Source organism: Krasilnikovia sp. M28-CT-15 (assembly GCF_047159595.1).
In the GTDB taxonomy this organism is placed as follows: Bacteria; Actinomycetota; Actinomycetes; order Mycobacteriales; family Micromonosporaceae; genus Actinoplanes.
The window spans coordinates 256,954-273,886 of sequence record NZ_BAAGAK010000001.1; the positions used below are offsets into that span (position 1 = coordinate 256,954).

General features: G+C 73.7%; 16 protein-coding genes. 7 read left to right on the top strand and 9 right to left on the bottom strand.

Going from position 1 to position 16,933, the window contains the following annotated elements:
• Window positions 1–412 precede the first annotated feature (412 nt).
• The 4 genes from moaC (at window position 413) to ACMCNO_RS01215 (ending at window position 3,197) form a co-directional block, all read left to right on the top strand.
• A complete protein-coding gene (gene moaC, locus ACMCNO_RS01200) occupies window positions 413–904 on the top strand; it encodes a cyclic pyranopterin monophosphate synthase MoaC (protein ID WP_412747576.1) in 492 nt (163 codons plus the stop codon).
• Window positions 877–1,395 (top strand): molybdenum cofactor biosynthesis protein B, encoded by a 519-nt coding sequence (locus ACMCNO_RS01205; protein WP_412747577.1) that lies wholly within the window; start codon window positions 877–879, stop codon window positions 1,393–1,395. The genes moaC and ACMCNO_RS01205 overlap by 28 nt, the downstream gene beginning before the upstream one ends.
• A 26-nt stretch (window positions 1,396–1,421) precedes the next feature.
• Complete coding sequence (locus ACMCNO_RS01210; protein WP_412747578.1) at window positions 1,422–2,648, top strand: molybdopterin molybdotransferase MoeA; 1,227 nt, start codon at window positions 1,422–1,424, stop codon at window positions 2,646–2,648.
• 114 nt (window positions 2,649–2,762) lie between these two features.
• Window positions 2,763–3,197 (top strand): molybdenum cofactor biosynthesis protein MoaE, encoded by a 435-nt coding sequence (locus ACMCNO_RS01215; RefSeq protein WP_412747579.1) that lies wholly within the window; start codon window positions 2,763–2,765, stop codon window positions 3,195–3,197.
• 6 nt (window positions 3,198–3,203) lie between these two features.
• On the opposite strand, the gene ACMCNO_RS01220 is transcribed toward ACMCNO_RS01215, so the two are convergent.
• From ACMCNO_RS01220 to ACMCNO_RS01235, 4 genes are all read right to left on the bottom strand, one after another.
• Window positions 3,204–4,601 (bottom strand): glycosyltransferase 87 family protein, encoded by a 1,398-nt coding sequence (locus tag ACMCNO_RS01220; protein WP_412747580.1) that lies wholly within the window; start codon window positions 4,599–4,601, stop codon window positions 3,204–3,206.
• Between the two features lie 155 nt (window positions 4,602–4,756).
• The gene (locus tag ACMCNO_RS01225; RefSeq protein ID WP_412747581.1) at window positions 4,757–5,311 is read right to left on the bottom strand and encodes a DoxX family protein; all 555 of its coding nucleotides are present in this window, start codon (window positions 5,309–5,311) and stop codon (window positions 4,757–4,759) included.
• Between the two features lie 28 nt (window positions 5,312–5,339).
• Entirely contained in the window at window positions 5,340–6,545 is a 1,206-nt protein-coding gene (locus tag ACMCNO_RS01230) for an ATP-binding protein (RefSeq protein WP_412747582.1), read from the bottom strand.
• Between the two features lie 116 nt (window positions 6,546–6,661).
• Complete coding sequence (locus ACMCNO_RS01235; protein WP_412747583.1) at window positions 6,662–7,333, bottom strand: hypothetical protein; 672 nt, start codon at window positions 7,331–7,333, stop codon at window positions 6,662–6,664.
• Between the two features lie 173 nt (window positions 7,334–7,506).
• Here ACMCNO_RS01235 and ACMCNO_RS01240 point away from each other — a divergent pair, with 173 nt between their 5' ends.
• Entirely contained in the window at window positions 7,507–8,226 is a 720-nt protein-coding gene (locus ACMCNO_RS01240) for a prepilin peptidase (protein WP_412747584.1), read from the top strand.
• A 6-nt stretch (window positions 8,227–8,232) separates the two neighbouring features.
• Here the strand turns inward: ACMCNO_RS01240 and ACMCNO_RS01245 are convergent, their stop codons facing one another.
• The 5 genes from ACMCNO_RS01245 to ACMCNO_RS01265 form a co-directional block, all read right to left on the bottom strand.
• A complete protein-coding gene (locus tag ACMCNO_RS01245; RefSeq protein WP_412747585.1) occupies window positions 8,233–11,406 on the bottom strand; it encodes a UvrD-helicase domain-containing protein in 3,174 nt (1,057 codons plus the stop codon).
• A gap of 181 nt (window positions 11,407–11,587) precedes the next feature.
• Window positions 11,588–12,871 carry a metallophosphoesterase gene (locus tag ACMCNO_RS01250; RefSeq protein WP_412753575.1) on the bottom strand — a complete coding sequence of 428 codons (1,284 nt, stop codon included), beginning with the start codon at window positions 12,869–12,871 and terminating at the stop codon, window positions 11,588–11,590.
• Window positions 12,872–12,876: 5 nt separating this feature from the next.
• On the bottom strand, window positions 12,877–13,116 hold the full coding sequence (locus tag ACMCNO_RS01255) for a MoaD/ThiS family protein (RefSeq protein WP_412747586.1): 240 nt from the start codon (window positions 13,114–13,116) through the stop codon (window positions 12,877–12,879).
• A gap of 3 nt (window positions 13,117–13,119) precedes the next feature.
• Window positions 13,120–14,163 carry a GTP 3',8-cyclase MoaA gene (gene moaA, locus ACMCNO_RS01260; protein WP_412753576.1) on the bottom strand — a complete coding sequence of 348 codons (1,044 nt, stop codon included), beginning with the start codon at window positions 14,161–14,163 and terminating at the stop codon, window positions 13,120–13,122.
• A 313-nt stretch (window positions 14,164–14,476) separates the two neighbouring features.
• A complete protein-coding gene (locus ACMCNO_RS01265) occupies window positions 14,477–15,358 on the bottom strand; it encodes a fructosamine kinase family protein (protein WP_412747587.1) in 882 nt (293 codons plus the stop codon).
• Between the two features lie 56 nt (window positions 15,359–15,414).
• Between ACMCNO_RS01265 and ACMCNO_RS01270 the strand changes: the two genes are divergently transcribed.
• Window positions 15,415–15,927: a GNAT family N-acetyltransferase gene (locus tag ACMCNO_RS01270; RefSeq protein ID WP_412747588.1), complete on the top strand. Its 513-nt coding sequence runs from the start codon at window positions 15,415–15,417 to the stop codon at window positions 15,925–15,927.
• Window positions 15,928–16,027: 100 nt separating this feature from the next.
• Window positions 16,028–16,903 (top strand): DUF4192 domain-containing protein, encoded by an 876-nt coding sequence (locus ACMCNO_RS01275; protein ID WP_412747589.1) that lies wholly within the window; start codon window positions 16,028–16,030, stop codon window positions 16,901–16,903.
• The last annotated feature ends 30 nt before the right edge of the window (window positions 16,904–16,933 follow it).

The following is a 16,933-nucleotide window of genomic DNA, read 5'->3' on the forward strand; positions in this document are numbered from 1 at the left end:
CATGGCCGTCTCCCTCGCCGTCCCGTCAGGAGCTTCGCGGGCCCCTGAACCCCCTACGTACCGGTTCGCGTCGCGACAGAGGGAACGTTATGCGGGCACGCGCGGTTTTGGTAGTGATTCGTGCCGGTATGCGCAGAACACGAGAATCGACCATCGCCGCCATCACAATCCGCGTCCGGGCACGGACTGAACGCAATCCGCAACCGGGTCAAACCAGAGTGTTCCGATTACCGGACATAACGCCCCGCAAACCTGAAAGCATTGACAATAGCGATCTGGGTGGCTCTGGTTATCAACGAGCAGATGGCTGCTGAGCAGCGGGAAATCAGCGAAATTTGTCGTGGGGAAATTGTGCTGTGCCGGTGGCGATCGCGCTAACCCCAGCTCGCCGGCCGTTCTATAAGCTCCCGGTATGCCCGACGAATCCCTGCTCACCCACGTCGACGACACCGGGGCCGCGCGCATGGTGGACGTCTCCGCCAAGGCGGTCACGGCCCGCCGTGCCGTGGCCGCCGGTCGGCTCGACACCACCGCGGAGGTGGTCGCGCTGCTCCGGGGCGACGGCCTGCCCAAAGGGGACGCTCTGGCGGTGGCCCGCCTCGCCGGAATCATGGGAGCCAAGCGCACCCCGGAGATCATCCCGCTGTGTCACCCGATCGGGCTGCACGGGGTGACGGTCGACCTGCAGGTGACCGACGCGGGTGTCGAGATCGTCGCGACCACCAAGACCGCCGAGCGCACCGGCGTCGAGATGGAGGCGCTGACCGCGGTCGCCACCGCCGGGCTCGCCCTGATCGACATGGTCAAGGCCGTCGACCCGGCCGCGAGCCTGCAAGCCGTCCGGGTGCTGCGCAAGGAGGGCGGCAAGACCGGCGAATGGGTACGCCCGCAGGATCGCCCGTGACGTCCCCCGCGATCCGGGCCCGGGTCGTGGTCGCCTCCAACCGGGCCGCGGCCGGCATCTACTCCGACACCAGTGGCCCGCTGCTGGTCGCCGGGCTGCGCGACCTCGGCTGCGACGTCGAACCGGTCCCGGTCGTGGTCCCGGACGGCGAGCCGGTCACCGACGCGCTGCGTGCGGCGGTCACCGACGGCGTCGACGTCGTGCTGACCAGCGGCGGCACCGGGGTCACCCCCACCGACCGGACCCCCGAGGCGACCCGGGTGCTGCTGGACTTCGAGATCCCGGGCATCGCGGAGGCGCTGCGCGCGTACGGACGGGACAATGTGCCCGCGGCCGCCCTCTCCCGCGGGGTGGCCGGGGTGGCCGGGCGCACGCTCATCGTCAACCTCCCCGGTTCCACCGGCGGGGCCCGGGACGGACTCGCCGTGCTCGGCCCGCTGCTGGCGCACACCGTGCAGCAGCTGCGCGGCGGCGACCACGGCCGCGAGTGACCGCCCGGCGTGGCTAGGCTGATCGGGTGAGTGCTGAGGGCGTCCCGGTGGACTGGGACAAGGCGCGCCGGAGCGCGTACGAGGCGGGCCGGGCGGCAGCCGGGCCTGGTGAGCGGGTGCCGCTGGCCGAGGCTGACGGGCGTACTCTCGCCGAGCCGCTGTGCGCGCTGACCGATCTGCCCGCGTTCCCCACGTCCAGCATCGACGGGTGGGCGGTGCGTGGCCCCGCACCCTGGCGCCCGGTCGGCCGGGTGCTTGCCGGGCACACCCCGGCGCCGCTGACCGGCGACGGCACCTGCGTCGAGATCGCCACCGGTGCCATGGTCCCGTCCGGCACGGCTGCCCTGCTGCGCGTCGAGGAGTCCGGCCGCGACGCCGACGGCCTGGTCACCGGCACCCCGCGCAGCGCGCCCGAATGGCGGCTGCCCGGTGAGGAGGCGACCCGCGGCGAACAGCTGCTCGGTGCCGGGACCGCGGTGGACCCGGCCGTGGTCGGGCTAGCCGCCACCTGCGGCCACGAGACCTTGGCGGTGCGCCGGGCGGCCCGCGCGGCCGTACTGATCTTCGGTGATGAGCTGCTCACCGGCGGGGTGCCCGGCGATGGCCGGGTCCGCGACTCCCTCGGCCCCCAGGTGCCCGGCTGGCTGCGCCGCTACGGCGCCACCGTCGGCCCGGACGACGTGGCCGGCCCGGTCCGCGACACCCTCGACGCGCACGTCGACGCGCTGCGCGCCGCGCTCGCCGGGGCCGACCTCGTCTGCACCACCGGCGGCACGATGCACGGGCCGGTCGACCACCTGCACCCGGCGCTGGCCGCCCTCGACGCCGAGTACGTGGTGAACACGGTCGCGGTCCGGCCCGGCTTCCCGATGCTGCTGGCCCGCGTCACCGATCCGGACGGGCGGGCCCGCTTCGTCGCCGGGCTCCCCGGCAACCCCCAGTCCGCGGTGATCGCGCTGGTGTCGCTGGTGGCCCCGCTGCTGGCCGGGCTGCACGGCCGGGAGCTACCCGAGCTGCCCCAGGTCACCGCGGGTGCCGACGTCGCGGGGCGGGGCGGGTTCACCCATCTGGCCCTGGCCGCTCTCGACCCGCACCGGGGCACGGCCACCCCGGTCGGTCATGTCGGCTCCGCGATGCTGCGCGGGCTGGCCCAGGCGCACGGGTTCGTGGTGGTGCGCCCGGGCACCCAGGCCACCGCCGGAGACCGGGTGCCTTTCCTGCCACTACCCCTGCATCCCGGAGAACGGCCATGACCGACTGCACCGAGCGCAGCGAGGGCCGGGAGGGCATGGCCAAGGAGGCACTGCCATGACCGACTGCACCGAGCGCAGCGAGGGCCGGGAGGGCATGGCCAGAGAGGCACTGCCATGACCGTCGAGCAGCCGTCCGTGACCATCGTGGCGGTCAGCGACACCGACCTGGATCTGGCCGCGCACGAGCGCGCGGTGGCCGACCCGCGGGCCGGGGCGGTCGTCTCGTTCCAGGGGGTGGTCCGCGACCACGACCACGGCCGGGGCGTCACGTTGCTGGAGTACGAGGGTCACCCCAGTGCCGAGGCGGTGCTGCGGGAGGTGGCCGCGGAGGTGGCCGCCGACCCGGCCGTTTATGCGGTGGCCGTGTCCCACCGCATCGGCACGCTGCGGATCGGCGACGTCGCACTGGTGGCGGCGGTCAGCACGGCGCACCGTGGGGCGGCGTTCGCGGCCTGCGGGCGACTGGTCGACGAGGTGAAGGCCCGGCTGCCGATCTGGAAGCGGCAGGTCTTCGCGGACGGCACCGACGAGTGGGTGAACTGCCCCTGAACCCGGTCAGCGCGGCGCGGTCGTCGCGGGACTCGGCCGCGACTCGGCCGGCGCCGTCCGGGGCCGGTCGACCGGGAACGCCGGCGCCGCCCCGGCCCGCGTCGGCAGCCCGTTGATCAGCAGGATCATCGCCAGCGCGTACGCGTTGCCGCCGATCGTCCCGACCACCCCGCCCGCGCCGGACACCGTCCACATCGGAGTGGTGACGAACAGCAGGTAGGTGAGCACGGCCGCGACCGCGTACCCGGCTCCCGCGAAACCGGGTGGGCGCCCCGGCCACGGGCGCCGGGCGCCGACCCGCTGCCGGAACGCCGCGTCCACCAGGATCAGCACCGCCGGCACCACCCAGATCAGCTCGTACGTGCCGGTGACCGGTCCCACGATGGCCGCGGTGAGGCCCACCAGGGTGAACGCCGCGATCTCGTCGCCGTCCGCGTGCGCGGACCGGGCCCGCAGCAGACCCACCGCCAGCAGCAGCGAGGCGACCGACAGCCACAGCAGCACCGGCGTGGTGGCCGAGTCGTACAGGCGGGCCAGCACACCGGCCAGCGACTGGTTGCCGGGCGAGGCCATCCCGCCCCGGCGGTCCAGGCGGCCCAGCACCTCATCGAGCCATGCGGCGCTCTGTTGTGGAGCGGCCAGCACGGCGACCACGCCGAGGCTCAGCGCGGTGGCCACCGCGGTGCATGCCGCTCGCCACTGGCGGGTGCCCGCGAGGTAGACGATGAACAGGATCGGGCTCAGGTTCAGCGCGGTCGCGACGCCGATGCCCGCCCCGGCCCACGTCCCCCGCTGCCACCAGCGCCGTGGTGGCCGGGCCGGGGCGCCGACGTGTGGCGAGGGTGGGCGAGGACGGCCCGGCCACCACGCGGCGCGGCTGCGCGCCCAGGCGTGGCGGCGCAACGCCACCACGTCGGCCACGATCAGGCTGAAGATCAGTACGTCCAGCTGGCCGAGTCCGAGTGCCGCCCGGACCGGCTCCAGCAGCAGGGCCAGGGCACCCGCCGCCAGCACGGCGCGCCACCGTGGCCGTCCGTACCGGCGGGCCACCGGGCCGGCCAGCGCGTACAGGGTCAGCGCGAGGGTCGCGATCCCGGCGAGCGCCAGCAGCTGGCCCGCGACCGTGATGGGCAGCCACGCGGCGGGCAGCAGCAGGAACGCGGCGACCGGCGTGACCGCGGTGCCCAGGTCGCTGTCCGGTGCGCGGTAGTCGTACAGGCCGTCGCCGGCCAGCCAGTTGCGCGCGGCGGCGCGGTCGAGGGCGAGACCGGCCAGGCCGTACCGATGGGTGAGGGCGGCTACCGCGATGCCGACACCGGCGCAGGCCAGCGCGGCCACGGCGAGCCGCGCCGCTCTCCGGTGAGTGCGCGCGGTTCGGCGCGCACGCTCCACAATCGCCGGCATGGCGCGACCCCCCGTCGCTCTCGCTCTCTGGTCCGCTCGGACCTCGAGGGGCGGCGCGGATCAGGTCCGGCACGGCCCGCGGCGCGAGCTTGGCAGGCCCCGGGCAAACGCCGACGGCCCCCGATGCTTAACGCCGGGAGCGGCGGGGAGGTTGTTCAGTGCGGCAACCGCCGCGCGACGGTGGCCGATGCCGCCGCGATCTTCGCCTCTCGTTTCGCGGTCCGCACCGCGCGGCGCACCGAGCGTTGCACCGTACGCTGCGAGCGGTCGACCGCGTGCGAGGTGCGGTACCGCAGGCCCGGCCTGCCCTCGGTGTCTGACGCGGCCAGCAGCAGTCCGCCGAGCAGGCCGAGGTTCTTGAGGAAGTGGACCTGCTGCTGACCGCGCTCCGGTTCGGACATCGTCCAGAAGGGATGCCCGGCCAGGGTCGTGGGGACCAGGCCCGCGGCCAGCACCACCGCGGCCGGGCGGGTGAACCGGCCACTGACCAGCAGCAGCCCCGCGACCACGTCACTGGCCGCCTTGAGGCGGACCAGGCTCTGCGCGTCGCTGGGCAGCCGGGAGTCCACCCGCTCGATCAGCGGGCTGACGTGGTCGGTGACCTTCTTGGCCATGTCGACCCGGGAGCCGGGGTCGAGGGCGATGCGGATCCCACTGGTGACGAAGATGGCGCCGAGCATGGCGCGGGCTGCGCTGCGTACGGGCTTCATACCGCTGGTTATACCCGCACCGGACGGATCATGCCGGTTGTGTCCTGAGGTAGCGGCCGAAGTGCGGGACGGTGAACGCGACCGTGCCGCGCCCGCCGGAGTAGATCAGCCCTTTCTTGATGAGCGCGTCGCGGGCCGGTGACAGGCTGGCCGGGCGGCGGCTCAGGGCGCCCGCGATGTCGGCGGTGGGCACCGCGGCGTCCATGTCGTCGGCCGCCTCACCGGACAGCGCGGCCATGGTCCGCATGTACTCGCGTTCGGCCGGGGTGGCGCGCTCGAAGCGCGAGCCGAAGAAGCCGACCGCCAGTTCGGCCTCCGCTTCGGGGGCGGCCACCCGGACGTCCGCGGCGGTGATCGGTGAGGTGGGCGCGTGATCCCAGGTCGCCTTTCCGTACGCCTGTACGAAGTACGGGTATCCGCCGGACTTCTCGTAGAGCAGGTCCAGCGCCTTCGGCTCGTACGCGACGTCCTCGCGGGCGGCCGGGGCGCACAGCGCGTGGTCGGCGGCGATCCGGTCCAGCCGGTCGATGCGCTGGTAGCGGAAGAGCCGTTCCGAGTACGACTTGGCGGCGGACAGCACTGCGGGCAGGTGCGGCAGCCCGGCGCCGACCACGATCAGCGGGGCGCCGAGCTGGGACAGCTCGTGGCAGGCGGCGCAGAGCGCGGAGACCTCGGCGGGCCCCAGGTCCTGCATCTCGTCGATGAACAGCGCGATGCCGGTGCCCACGTCGGTGGCCAGCGACGCGGCGTCCGTGAACAGCTCCACGAGGTCGATCTCGATGTCGCCGGAGTCGGCCCGGCCCCGGGTGGGCGGGACGTCGATGCCGGGGGACCACCGGTCGCGCAGCTTCGCGCCGGAGTCGCCGGCCCGCAGCGCGAACGCCTTCAGGACGCCGAGCACCTCGTCCACCCGGTCGGGGTCGCGGTGGTGCGGGGTCAGCTCCCGGATGGCCATGTGCAGCGCGCCGGACAGGGGGCGGCGCAGCGACTGGTCCGGGCGCGCCTCGATCTTGCCGGTGCCCCACAGGCGGCCGATCGCCGCCGAGCGCAGCGTGTTGAGCAGTACGGTCTTGCCGACGCCGCGCAGGCCGGTCAGGACGAGGCTGCGTTCGGGGCGGGCCCGGGCGACACGTTCGAGGACGACGTCGAACGCGTCCAGTTCGCGGCCGCGGCCCGCCAGCTCGGGGGGCCGCTGCCCGGCGCCGGGCGCGTACGGGTTCCGTACCGGATCCACGGATAGCACCGTATCGGGCTGTCTAGCCGAATTGCTAGAGACGGGACTCGACGGGCTTCTAAGGTTTTCTAGCGTCTCGGCTAGAAACCGCTAGAACGACCTACCGTTCGGGAGCCCTACTTCTCGCGGAGGCAGAGGACGAAGTCGAGGCTGTCCAGCTCGCTGTCGTAGAAGTACCACTTGGTGTACCCCGTGACCTTGCTGCACTTGACCTTGGCGTCGTCCTCGCCCGTGGTGTGCCCGTCCACCCGCTTGAGCACCTCGTACGTGCCCGAGGCGCACGGCGTGATCTTCATGATGGGCGAGGCGACCGTGCCTTCGTTACGGACACACTGCCCCTTCGACACGAACCGGGCGTCCGAGCTGCTGCCGGGCTCCGCCCCCACACCCGTGGCCGCTGCGCTCGGCGTCGCCAGCGTGCCGGACTGCTGCTTCTGTCCCTTGTCCCGGGTGATCAGCCACGCGGTCGTCGCGAGACCGCCGCAGATGAGCAGGCCCAGCACCACCACCAGGACGAGGATCGGGCCGTTGCGGCGGCGCGGCTGCGGCCCGCCCGGCGGCGTCCACCCTCCCGGCGCACCGGTCGGCGCGGAGGTGTACGGCTGTGGATAACTTGCCGACGCCCCGGTGTCGGTCGGCACGGAGACCGGATGGGCGCCCCAGCCACCCTCCGGCGGCGCCGTGGGGTGTCCGCCCCAAGGGTCGGACGGTTCCGTGTACGGCTCGTCGGACCCCGGCAGTCCGCCGGCCGGCCACGGCCGCCCGGAGTTCGGGCCGTTCTGGGTCATCGGGGTCCTCCTGGCACACGTTCGCTGCCCCGCAACGGTAGCGTGCGGCGGCTCCGCGTTCTGTCCCGGAATCGCGCCCACCATGGATCATTCCGGCGACAACCGCCCGAACGATCGCCGCTGTCGGCAACCCGACCCGCCGATGCGGTCCGCCGCCGATACGGTCCATGGTCATGTCGCTACCCATCGTCATCCTCGCTACCGGGTACGGCGCCGCCGCGAGCGCGTTCCTGCCCCGGGTGGCGTACCGGCTGAGCGTCCCGTTCGGGACTGCACCCAGGCCGGTCTGCGCCCGGTGCGAGCGGTCTTTCCCCGCCGGGCACCGCGGATGGGTCCGCGCCGGGAGCCCGTGCCCGTGCGCCGGATCGCCGGCGGACCTGGCCGTGGTCGGCGCCGGTGCGAGCGCGTCCGCGGTGCTGGCCCTGGCGCTGGGGACCGTGCCGATACTGCCCGCGCTGCTGGCGGCGGTGCCGATCGGTGTGCTGCTGGCCGCGGTGGATCTGCGCTGTCTACGGCTGCCCGACCCGCTCGTCGGGGCGCTGGCCGCGGTCGTCGTGCCGCCACTCGTACCGCTGGCCCTCGGCGGCGGGGAGCCGGGGCGGCTGGGGCGCGCCGCCGCCGCGGCGGGACTCGCCGGCGTCGCGTACCTGATGGTGGCGTTGCTGCCCGGGCAGGGTCTGGGCTTCGGCGACGTCAAGCTGGCCGCGGTCCTCGCCTTTCCCCTCGGCTACCTCGGCTGGCCCGCCGTTGCCGTCGGGATGGTGGCGCCGCACCTGGTCAACGGCCCCGCGGCGCTGTTCCTGCTGGTCTCCGGGCGGGCCCGCCGGGGCACCGCCCTGCCGCTGGGCCCGGCCCTGCTGGCGGGCGCCGTCGTCGGCGCGCTCGCGGCCTGACCCGCGCTACAGCAGGCGGAGCTGGCGGTCGCGCGGCCTCGCCGGGACCGTGTCACCCATCCGCTCGAACAGTCCCGCGTCGATCGCGTCGAGGAACGGCGTCGGCGCCTGCTCCCGTTCGCTGCCGTGCCGGAATCTGCGGGCCGAGTGCGTCACGTACAGCCGGTCCTGGGCCCGGGTCAGGCCCACGAAGAACAGCCGCCGCTCCTCCGCGGTCTGGTCGGCGTCCGGTGCCGCCCCCGGCCAGCGCAGCGGCAGCAGCCCGTCCTCGCAGCCCACCAGGAACACGACCGGGAACTCCAGGCCCTTGGCCGCATGCAGGGTCAGCAGGTTCACCGCCTCGGCGCGCGGGTCCAGCGCGTCCACCTCGGCACCCGTGGCGATCTCCTGCAGCAGGCGGGGCAGGTCGTCACCGACCCGCTGTGCCAGCGGCATGAGCAGATCCGCGGCCGCCCAGACGTCCTCCGGGGCGAGCTGCTCGCCGTCCAGGGTGGGCGCCGCGTACCGCTGGGCCAGGACCTGGGCGGTCAGCTTCACCCGGGCCGCCAGCGAGCCGCCCAGGCCGCCCGCGTGACGCAGCTCGCGGGCCAGCACCTGCACCCCGGCGCGGTCGCGCAGCCGGTTGTGGGACCGCTTCTGTACGGGCACCCCGGCGCGCGCCAGCGCCGCCACGATCGGACCCGACTGGGCGTCCGTGCGGTACAGCACCGCGATGTCCGAGAAGGACAGCGCGCCGGGCACGACCGCCCGGCCGTCGACGCGTCCGGAGTCGAGCGAACGGTGCGACAGCCCGCCGACCAGCTCGTCGACCGTACGAACCACGAAGTCGGCCTCGTCGGCCGCGGAACTCGCCCGGTACCGCCCCACCAGTGGCGCCTCGGGGTCGAGCCGGGCCGGGTCGAGCCGCCGCCCGCGCACCAGCGTGCTCGGCGCGATCGCCTGCACCGCCGCCGCCAGAATCGGCGCGGACGAGCGGTAGTTGCGGGTCAGCCGGACCAGCCGGGCATCCGTGAAGTCCTGCGAGAAACGCAGGAAATACCCCACGTCGGCGCCGCGGAACGAATAGATCGCCTGATCCGGGTCGCCGATCGCGCACAGGTTGCCGTCGGCCGGGCTGAGCAGGCGCAGCAGTTCGTACTGCACCTCGTCGACGTCCTGATACTCGTCCACGAAGATCCAGCGCCACCGGTCCCGGTACTGCTGCACCAGCGCGGGATCATCGCGCAGCAGCGCGACCGGCAGGGTGAGCAGGTCGTCCAGGTCGACCAGGTTCCGCTGGCGCAGCAGCTTCGTGTACGCGGCCGTGTCGTCACCGGCCTGTTCCCGGACCGCGTCGCGTTCGGCGTCCTCCGCGATCCGCCACCCCGGGCTCAGCCCCGCCGCCTTCGCGTTCTCCGTCAGGATGGCCAGCCCGACCGCGTGGAACGTGCCGACCGTGATGTCCTCGGCGGCGTCGCCGAGCAGCCCGGACAGCCGTACGCGAAGCTCCTCGGCCGCCCGCCGGGTGAAGGTGATCGCGAGGCAGCGCTCGGGGAAGATCCCCAGCTCCGCGCAGAGGTACGCGATCCGGTGCGTCAACGTGCGGGTCTTGCCCGTGCCGGGACCGGCCACAATCAGCAGCGGCCCGCCGGGCGCCGACGCAGCCACCCGCTGCATGGCGTCCAGCCGGTCCAGCAGCCCCGTGCCGACCTCCTCCATCCCGGCCAGCATCGGCTCGAACGGCTCGTGCGGGCTCGGCGGCGGGGGCAGCGGCGGGGCCGGGGCCGGTACGGTCTTGCGCGGCTCGCGCACCTTCGGCGTGGGCACCCGGCCGAGCTGCGGTTCGGACCGCCGCTGCTGAGGGACCGCCGCCGCGGCCGGCACGTCGAACAGCGTCTCGGCCTGCGGGGCGCTCGCCCGGTTGCGCAGCTCCCCCGGCTCGAACAGGGTGATCACTCCGTACTCGCCGTCGTAGCCCGGGACCCGGCGGACCGCGCCGCGGCGCAGCCGGTCGATCGCCTCGCGCAGATGCTCGCCGCCCGCCTGCCCGATCGCGTCCAGCGGCACCGTACGCAGGATGTCCAGCTCGGTGCCGAGCGTGGCGACGAGGTGGTTGAGCTGCGACTCGACCGTCTTGGACTTGGGGCCGACCCCGCTGATCTCGCCGAGGATCTCGTGCAGCTGGATGAGGTGTTCGACCCGTTGCGGGCGGCGGCCGGCGCCCGGCGGGCGGTCGGCCAGGTCCTCGACCCGGCTCAGGACGCCGACGGTCAGTGGCTTGCCACACTCCGGGCACCGGCCTCCCGCCTCCCGGGTGCGGGCGGGCTCCCAGTTCACGGCGCAGGCGCGGTGGCCGTCCGCGTGGTACTTGCCCTCCTCGGGGAAGAACTCGATCGTGCCCGCGAGGGTGTGCCCGTCCTTGATCGCGAAATAGTCCGGGGTGCCGGTGAACAGCGTCGCCTCGCGGGCCAGCGCGGCGGGGGAATGCGCGTCCGAGTTGGACACCAGGCGGTAGCGGTCCAGGCTGGACACCCGCCAGTTCATCTCCGGGTCCGACGACAGGCCGGTCTCCACGGCGGTGATCTGGTCGGCCAGGTCGGCGTAGCAGTCGGCGATCGCGTCGAAGCCGGACTTCGAGCCGAGCGCGGAGAACCACGGGGTCCAGATGTGCGCGGGTACCAGGTAGGCGTCCGGGCTGGCCTCGAGCGTGATCTCCAGCAGATCCCGGGAGTCCAGGCCCAGGATCGGGCGGCCGTCCGCGGTCAGGTTGCCGACCCGGCCGAGGGCGGTGTTGAACCGCGCGGCCGCGTCCAGGTCGGGCATGTAGATCAGGTGGTGCACCTTGCGGGTGCGGTCGTCCCGTTTGTAGATCGTCGAGATCTCGACGCTGAGCATGAAACTCGCCTCGGGGGTGTCCCGCAGCGAACCCGGCAGGCGCTGCTCGACGCCGCCCCGCAGGTCGTCGGTGAGCCGGAACAGGCCCGGCCCGGCGGGTACGAGACTCTCCCGCAGGTGTTCGAACCACGCCGGATGCGTGAAATCGCCCGTGCCGAGCACCGCGATGCCCTTGCGGCGTGCCCACCAGGCGAGGTTGGGCAGCGTGAGGTCACGGCTGCAGGCGCGCGAGTACTTCGAGTGAATGTGCAGGTCCGCGACGTACGTGTCCGCGGTGACCGAGGACCCTGCGCTGAACGAGGGCACGCCGCATCCTGTCATGGGCACACCTGTACGCGCGCGCCGCCACGCGCGGAGTGACCCATTCGATCCGCGTGCGCATGACCGCCTCCGCCGCGGCGCAGCGAGGGCCGCGCGGGCAGGCCGGTCAACTACGCATCCTCGATCGTGGCCGCCCGCGCCGTCGGGCAACGCCGGGAATTCACTGTCACGGGGTACGCAACTCGACGAGCGTCACCTGGGGCGGGGCGCCGACGCGCACCGGTGGCCCCCAGAAGCCCGCGCCGTTCGTCACGTACAGCGGGACGCCGTCGACCTTGCCGTAGCCGCTGACCACCGGCTGGCCCTCCGCCTTGACGACCAGGTTGAACGGTGCCATCTGGCCGCCGTGGGTGTGGCCGGACAACTGCAGGTCGACGCCGAAGCTCGCGGCCTGGTGGACCTGCACGGGCTGGTGAGCCAGCAGAATCACGGGGCGGGAAGGGTCCCGGTCACCGAGCGCCTTGCGGAAGTCCGGGCCCTGCCCGTACACCGCCCCGGCCAGGTCGTTGACCCCGGCCAGGTCGAGCCCGCCGAGCGCGACCCGCTCGTTCTGCAGCGGCCGTACGCCCAGCCGAGCGACCTCCTGCACCCAGTCCTGGTAGTCCGGGCGGTAGTACTCGTGGTTGCCGGTCACGAAGTAGGCGCCCTGCCGGGACTTGATCCGCGCCAGCGGCTCGGCGTACCGGCCGAGTTCCGCCACGCTGCCGTCAACGAGGTCACCGACGATGCAGACGACGTCCGCGTCCAGCGAGTTGATCATGTCGACGATGCGGCCGACGTGGTGCGAGGCGCTCAGCGGCCCGAGGTGGATGTCCGAGACCACGGCGAACCGGGTGCCGTCCAGCCCCCGCGGAAGCTTGGCCAAGGGGATCCGCACCCGGTCCAGGCGCGGCGGCCCCAACGCGGTGCGTACGCCGTAGCCGGTGATGCCTGCCGCGGTGAGCCCCGCGAAGATCGCCGCACCGCGCGCCAGCAGCAGCCGTCGGTCGACCCCCGCGCGCTCGGGCGGCCCGTCGGCAGCCTCGGCGCCCATCCCGGGCGAGGCCGCCTCCCGCCGTGCGGGGTCCACGGCCGGGACCGCGACGGCGGCTGCCGTGACGGGTTCTTCCACCCGCGCTCCGGCTGCGGCTGTGGCTGGCGCCTCCGCCCCGGCGGCGGACCGGCGGTGCAGCCACAACCCGATCAACAGCCGTGGCACCTCCAGCACCAGCAGCACGATGAGCAGGTAGAACATCAGCGCGATCCACAGATATCCCAGCCAGCCGACCACCTCGGCGTTCCCACCCCGGGTCAGCAGGAGGGTGACCGGGACGAGCGCGGCCAGCAGAGCCACCACGGCTCCGCCGATCCGCCGGGCCCGGCCCGGTCGCAGCGGGTCACGGACGAGCCGCTTCCACAGGTACAGGTGGATCAGCCCGAGGACGGCGAGGACCACGGCGACGAAGGCGATCACGGTCAGCCCCCCGCGAACGGAGGCAGGACGTCGACGGTCGCGCCGGTCGGCAGCAGCGCCGCGCGGTCGTGGCACTGCAGTCCGTCGACCAGGTAGCTGGCGGCCTTGAGGACGACCGCGAGGCGTTCACCGTGCCGGGTGGTGAGGCGGTCCACGAGATCGTCGAGCGTGCCCGCGTCGACGCCTTCGGTGCTGACCCCGGCCGCGGCGCGCGCCCCGGCGAAGTAGCGGACGGTCAACACCGCTCAGCCTCCGATCGCCGACATCGGTCGGGCCGGTTGCAGGAACGCCGGATCGTCGATGCCGTGTCCCGCCCGCTTGCCGTACATGGCGGTCTGCCAGGCCCGCGCGATCTCCGCGTCGTCGGCGCCGCCACGCAGCAGCGCCCGCAGGTCGGACTCCTCGCGGGCGAAGAGGCAGTTGCGCACCTGGCCGTCCGCGGTCAGCCGGGTGCGGTCGCAGTCGCCGCAGAAGGGCCGGGTCACGCTGCCGATCACGCCGACCCGGGCGGGGCCCCCGTCCGCGGCTGTCCAGCCCGGTACCAGCCAGGTCTCGGCCGGGGCCGTTCCACGTGAAACGGTGTCGGGTTCCAGGCCGAACGGCTCCAGCGACTCGAGGATCTCCGCCGCGGTGACCATGGTGTGCCGGTCCCACTGGTGCTGCGCGTCCAGGGGCATCTGCTCGATGAAACGCAACTCGTACCCATGCTCGAGCGCGAAACGCAGCAGTGCGGGAGCCTCGTCGTCGTTGATGCCCCGCATGAGCACGGTGTTGATCTTCACCGGGGTGAGCCCGGCGGCCGCCGCGCCACGCAGACCGGCCAGCACGTCGGCATGCCGGTCCCGGCGCGTCAGGGTCTGGAAGCGCTCCGGTGACAGCGTGTCGAGGGAGACGTTGACCCGCCCCAGCCCGGCGTCGCGCAGGGCGGGTGCGAGCCGGTCGAGCCCGATGCCGTTGGTGGTGACGGACAGCCGCGGTCGCGGGGACAGCCGCGCGGCCGCGGCCACGATGTCGACCAGCCCCGGGCGGATCAGGGGCTCGCCGCCGGTGAAGCGGACCTCGGTCACCCCGAGCAGCTCCACCGCGATCTGGATCAGCCGGTGCATTTCGTCGTCCGTGAGCTGCTGCTGCCGGGGCAGCCAGGCCAGACCCTCTTCGGGCATGCAGTACGAGCAGCGCAGATTGCATCGATCCGTCAGCGACACCCGCAGATCGGTCGCCACCCGACCGAATCGGTCCACCAGTGGCCCGGCTCCGGCCCGCTCGGACGTCGCAGCCTGCTCGGCCACGGGGGTTTCCGCTGCTCCGGCGGCCCGCTGAGCCGGTCCGGGACGGTCGGCCGGTCCGGGACGGCCGACAGGTTCGGCGGCACCGACCCGCTCCCTGGGCGCCACCGCGTCGAGGCACTCGGCGGTTCCGACCGCGCCGAGAGACCCGACGGCGTCGACCCGCCCGGCGGAATCCAGCCGCCCGGCGCTGTCGACCCGCCCGGCGCTGTCGACCCACTCGGCGGTGCGGGTCACGGACCTACCCTCGCTCACCGATCGAATCTAGCCCGTCGGGCCGACATTTCCGCGCCGGCGTCGTCAGTCCCACAACCCCTCAGAGGCGAAGGGCCAGGTCGGCGGCCGTGCGCACCGCCGCGCGGTAGGTCTCACCGAACACCGCCGTGTGCACGAGCAGCAGGTGCAGCTGGTGCACCGGCACGCGCGCCCGCCAGCCGTCGGCCAGCGGCCAGGTCTCCGCGTACGCATCCAGGATCCGGTCCAGGTGTGGCGCCCCGCCGAACAGCGCGAGCTGCGCGAGGTCCGTCTCCCGGTGGCCGCCGTGCGCCGCCGGGTCGACCAGCCACGCGCGGCCGTCGGCGGCCCACAGCACGTTGCCCGGCCACAGGTCGCCGTGCAACCGCGACGGCGGCTCGTCCGCGCCGTACCCGGGCAGGTCGGCGATGACGCGCTCGACGGCCGCGACGTCCGCCGTCGCCAGCGCGCCGCGATCGGCCGAGATCTTCAGGTACGGCCGCAGCCGGTGCTCGCCGAACCAGCTCGACCACGGCCCGGCAGACGCGGAGTTGTCCTGCGCGAGCGGGCCGATGAACCCGGCCCATGCGGCGCCGAACCCGGGCGCCCCCGCGCGGTGCAGCCCGGCCAGCTCCCGGCCGAACCGCTCGGCCGCCGCCGGGGTGGCCGTCCCCGGCTCGACCCACGCCAGCGCCAGCAGATCCGGCAGCGCCACCAGCACCTCCGGCACCGGCACGGCGCCCGCCTCGGCCAGCCAGCGCAGCCCGCTCGCCTCGGCGGCGAAGAAGCCCTCCGGCGGGGCACCTCGCGGCCAGGTCTTGGCGAACAGCGAGGTGCCGTCGTCCAAGGTCAGGCGCGCGGCGTGGCACACGTCGCCGCCGCCCACCGGGGTCTCCCGGATGCGCTGATGGGTGAGAAATGTCGGGAGGTGCTCGGGGTGCGCGTGCAGGTACGCCAGATCCACGCCCTCATCTTCCACTTCGGGTTACGAGCTGCCCGATTCGGAGCCAAAATGTCGGCATGGACCCTGTCGCAGTGCGTTCGTACCGGCCGACCGATCACAGCGCGGCACGCCGGCTGTGGTCCGAGCTGACCCGCCAGCACACGAACATGTACGGCACCGCGAACGGCAAGGGTGACGACGGCGGAGCCGAGTTCGAGGAGTACCTCACCCGGCTCGATCTGGGCGGTGTCTGGGTCGCCGACCATGCCGACGACGGGGTGATCGGCCTGGTCGGGCTGGTCATCCGGGGCCGGGCGGGCGAGGTCGAGCCGATCGTGGTCACCGCGACCCACCGGCACAAGGGGGTGGGCCGCAAACTCCTGCGGCACGTGGCCGACGAGGCGCGGCGCCGCAACATGAAATCGCTGACCATCTCCCCCGAGTCGCGCAACGTGGAGGCCATCCGCAGCCTGCACGCGGCCGGGTACAACGTCGTCTCCGCGATCGAGCTGACCCTCGACCTCGGCCGCGACACCCAGGCGTGGCAACCCGACAGCGTCGAACTGCACGAGCTGTCATTCCGCTCCTGACCTGGGCGGTTACGCTCCGTGCCTGTGGATGACGGGCGTGTCGTCCACAGGCCGAGGATCGGCACGCCCGGGAGGCCGGGGCCGCGCCACGCTGCCCCGCATGACACCCGAGTGCACCCTCAAGGTCAGCAGTCCCGCCGAACTCATCGCGGCGGTGCCGTTCCTGCTCGGCTTCCACCCGGCCGACAGCATCACCGTGGTCGCCGTCCGCGGGCCGCGGGTGCGCTTCGCCGCCCGTCATGACCTGCCCGAGCCGGACCAGCCCGGCGACGAGCTGCGCACCGAGTCCGACCACGTCGCCGAGGTCGTGGCCCGCCAGGGCGTCGACGGCGCCACGGTCATCGGGTACGGCCCGGCCGACCGGGTCACCCCTGCCGTGGCGCGCACCGCCGAGGCGCTGCGCCGCCAGGGGCTGGTGGTGCACGACGAGCTGCGGGTCACCGACGGGCGCTACTGGTCGTACCGGTGCACCGAGCCCGCCTGCTGCCCGCCGGACGGTCGCCCGTGCCCGCCCGGGCACAGCGCGGTCGCGGCCGCCGCCACGTTCGCGGGACAGGTGGCGCTGCCGGACCGGGCCGCCCTCGTGGCCCAGCTCGCCTCCGTGACGGGCGCCGACCGGGCGGCGATGACCGCGGCGACCGCCCGGGCCCAGGGGCGGCTGGCCGATCTCATGGCCCGGGAACTGCACGAGGCGGGTTTCGCCCGGCTGGTCCGCCACGCCGGCCGGACGGCGGTCCGGGCGGCGGAGCGGTCCTACCGGTCGGGCCGGGGCCTGGCCGACGACCAGGTCGCGTGGCTCGGGGTGCTGCTGATACACCTGCCGGTGCGTGACTACGCATGGGAACGCATCGGCACCCAGCCGTGGCGGGTGACGATGTGGACGGACGTGCTGCGCCGGGTCGAGCCGCCGTACCTGCTGGCGCCCGCCTGCCTGCTGAGTTTCACCGGGTGTCCGGCAAACACCGCATCAGACTAACGGACCAATGCCCCCGATGGCTTCATAGTG

Coding starts and splice junctions, on each gene's coding strand:
- ACMCNO_RS01205 (WP_412747577.1), top strand. CDS start 877: ATGGGTACGCCCGCAGGATCGCCCGTGACGTCCCCCGCGATCCGGGCC.
- ACMCNO_RS01270 (WP_412747588.1), top strand. CDS start 15,415: ATGGACCCTGTCGCAGTGCGTTCGTACCGGCCGACCGATCACAGCGCG.
- ACMCNO_RS01235 (WP_412747583.1), bottom strand. CDS start 7,333: ATGACCCAGAACGGCCCGAACTCCGGGCGGCCGTGGCCGGCCGGCGGA.
- ACMCNO_RS01220 (WP_412747580.1), bottom strand. CDS start 4,601: ATGCCGGCGATTGTGGAGCGTGCGCGCCGAACCGCGCGCACTCACCGG.
- ACMCNO_RS01225 (WP_412747581.1), bottom strand. CDS start 5,311: ATGAAGCCCGTACGCAGCGCAGCCCGCGCCATGCTCGGCGCCATCTTC.
- ACMCNO_RS01275 (WP_412747589.1), top strand. CDS start 16,028: ATGACACCCGAGTGCACCCTCAAGGTCAGCAGTCCCGCCGAACTCATC.
- moaC (WP_412747576.1), top strand. CDS start 413: ATGCCCGACGAATCCCTGCTCACCCACGTCGACGACACCGGGGCCGCG.
- ACMCNO_RS01215 (WP_412747579.1), top strand. CDS start 2,763: ATGACCGTCGAGCAGCCGTCCGTGACCATCGTGGCGGTCAGCGACACC.
- ACMCNO_RS01240 (WP_412747584.1), top strand. CDS start 7,507: ATGTCGCTACCCATCGTCATCCTCGCTACCGGGTACGGCGCCGCCGCG.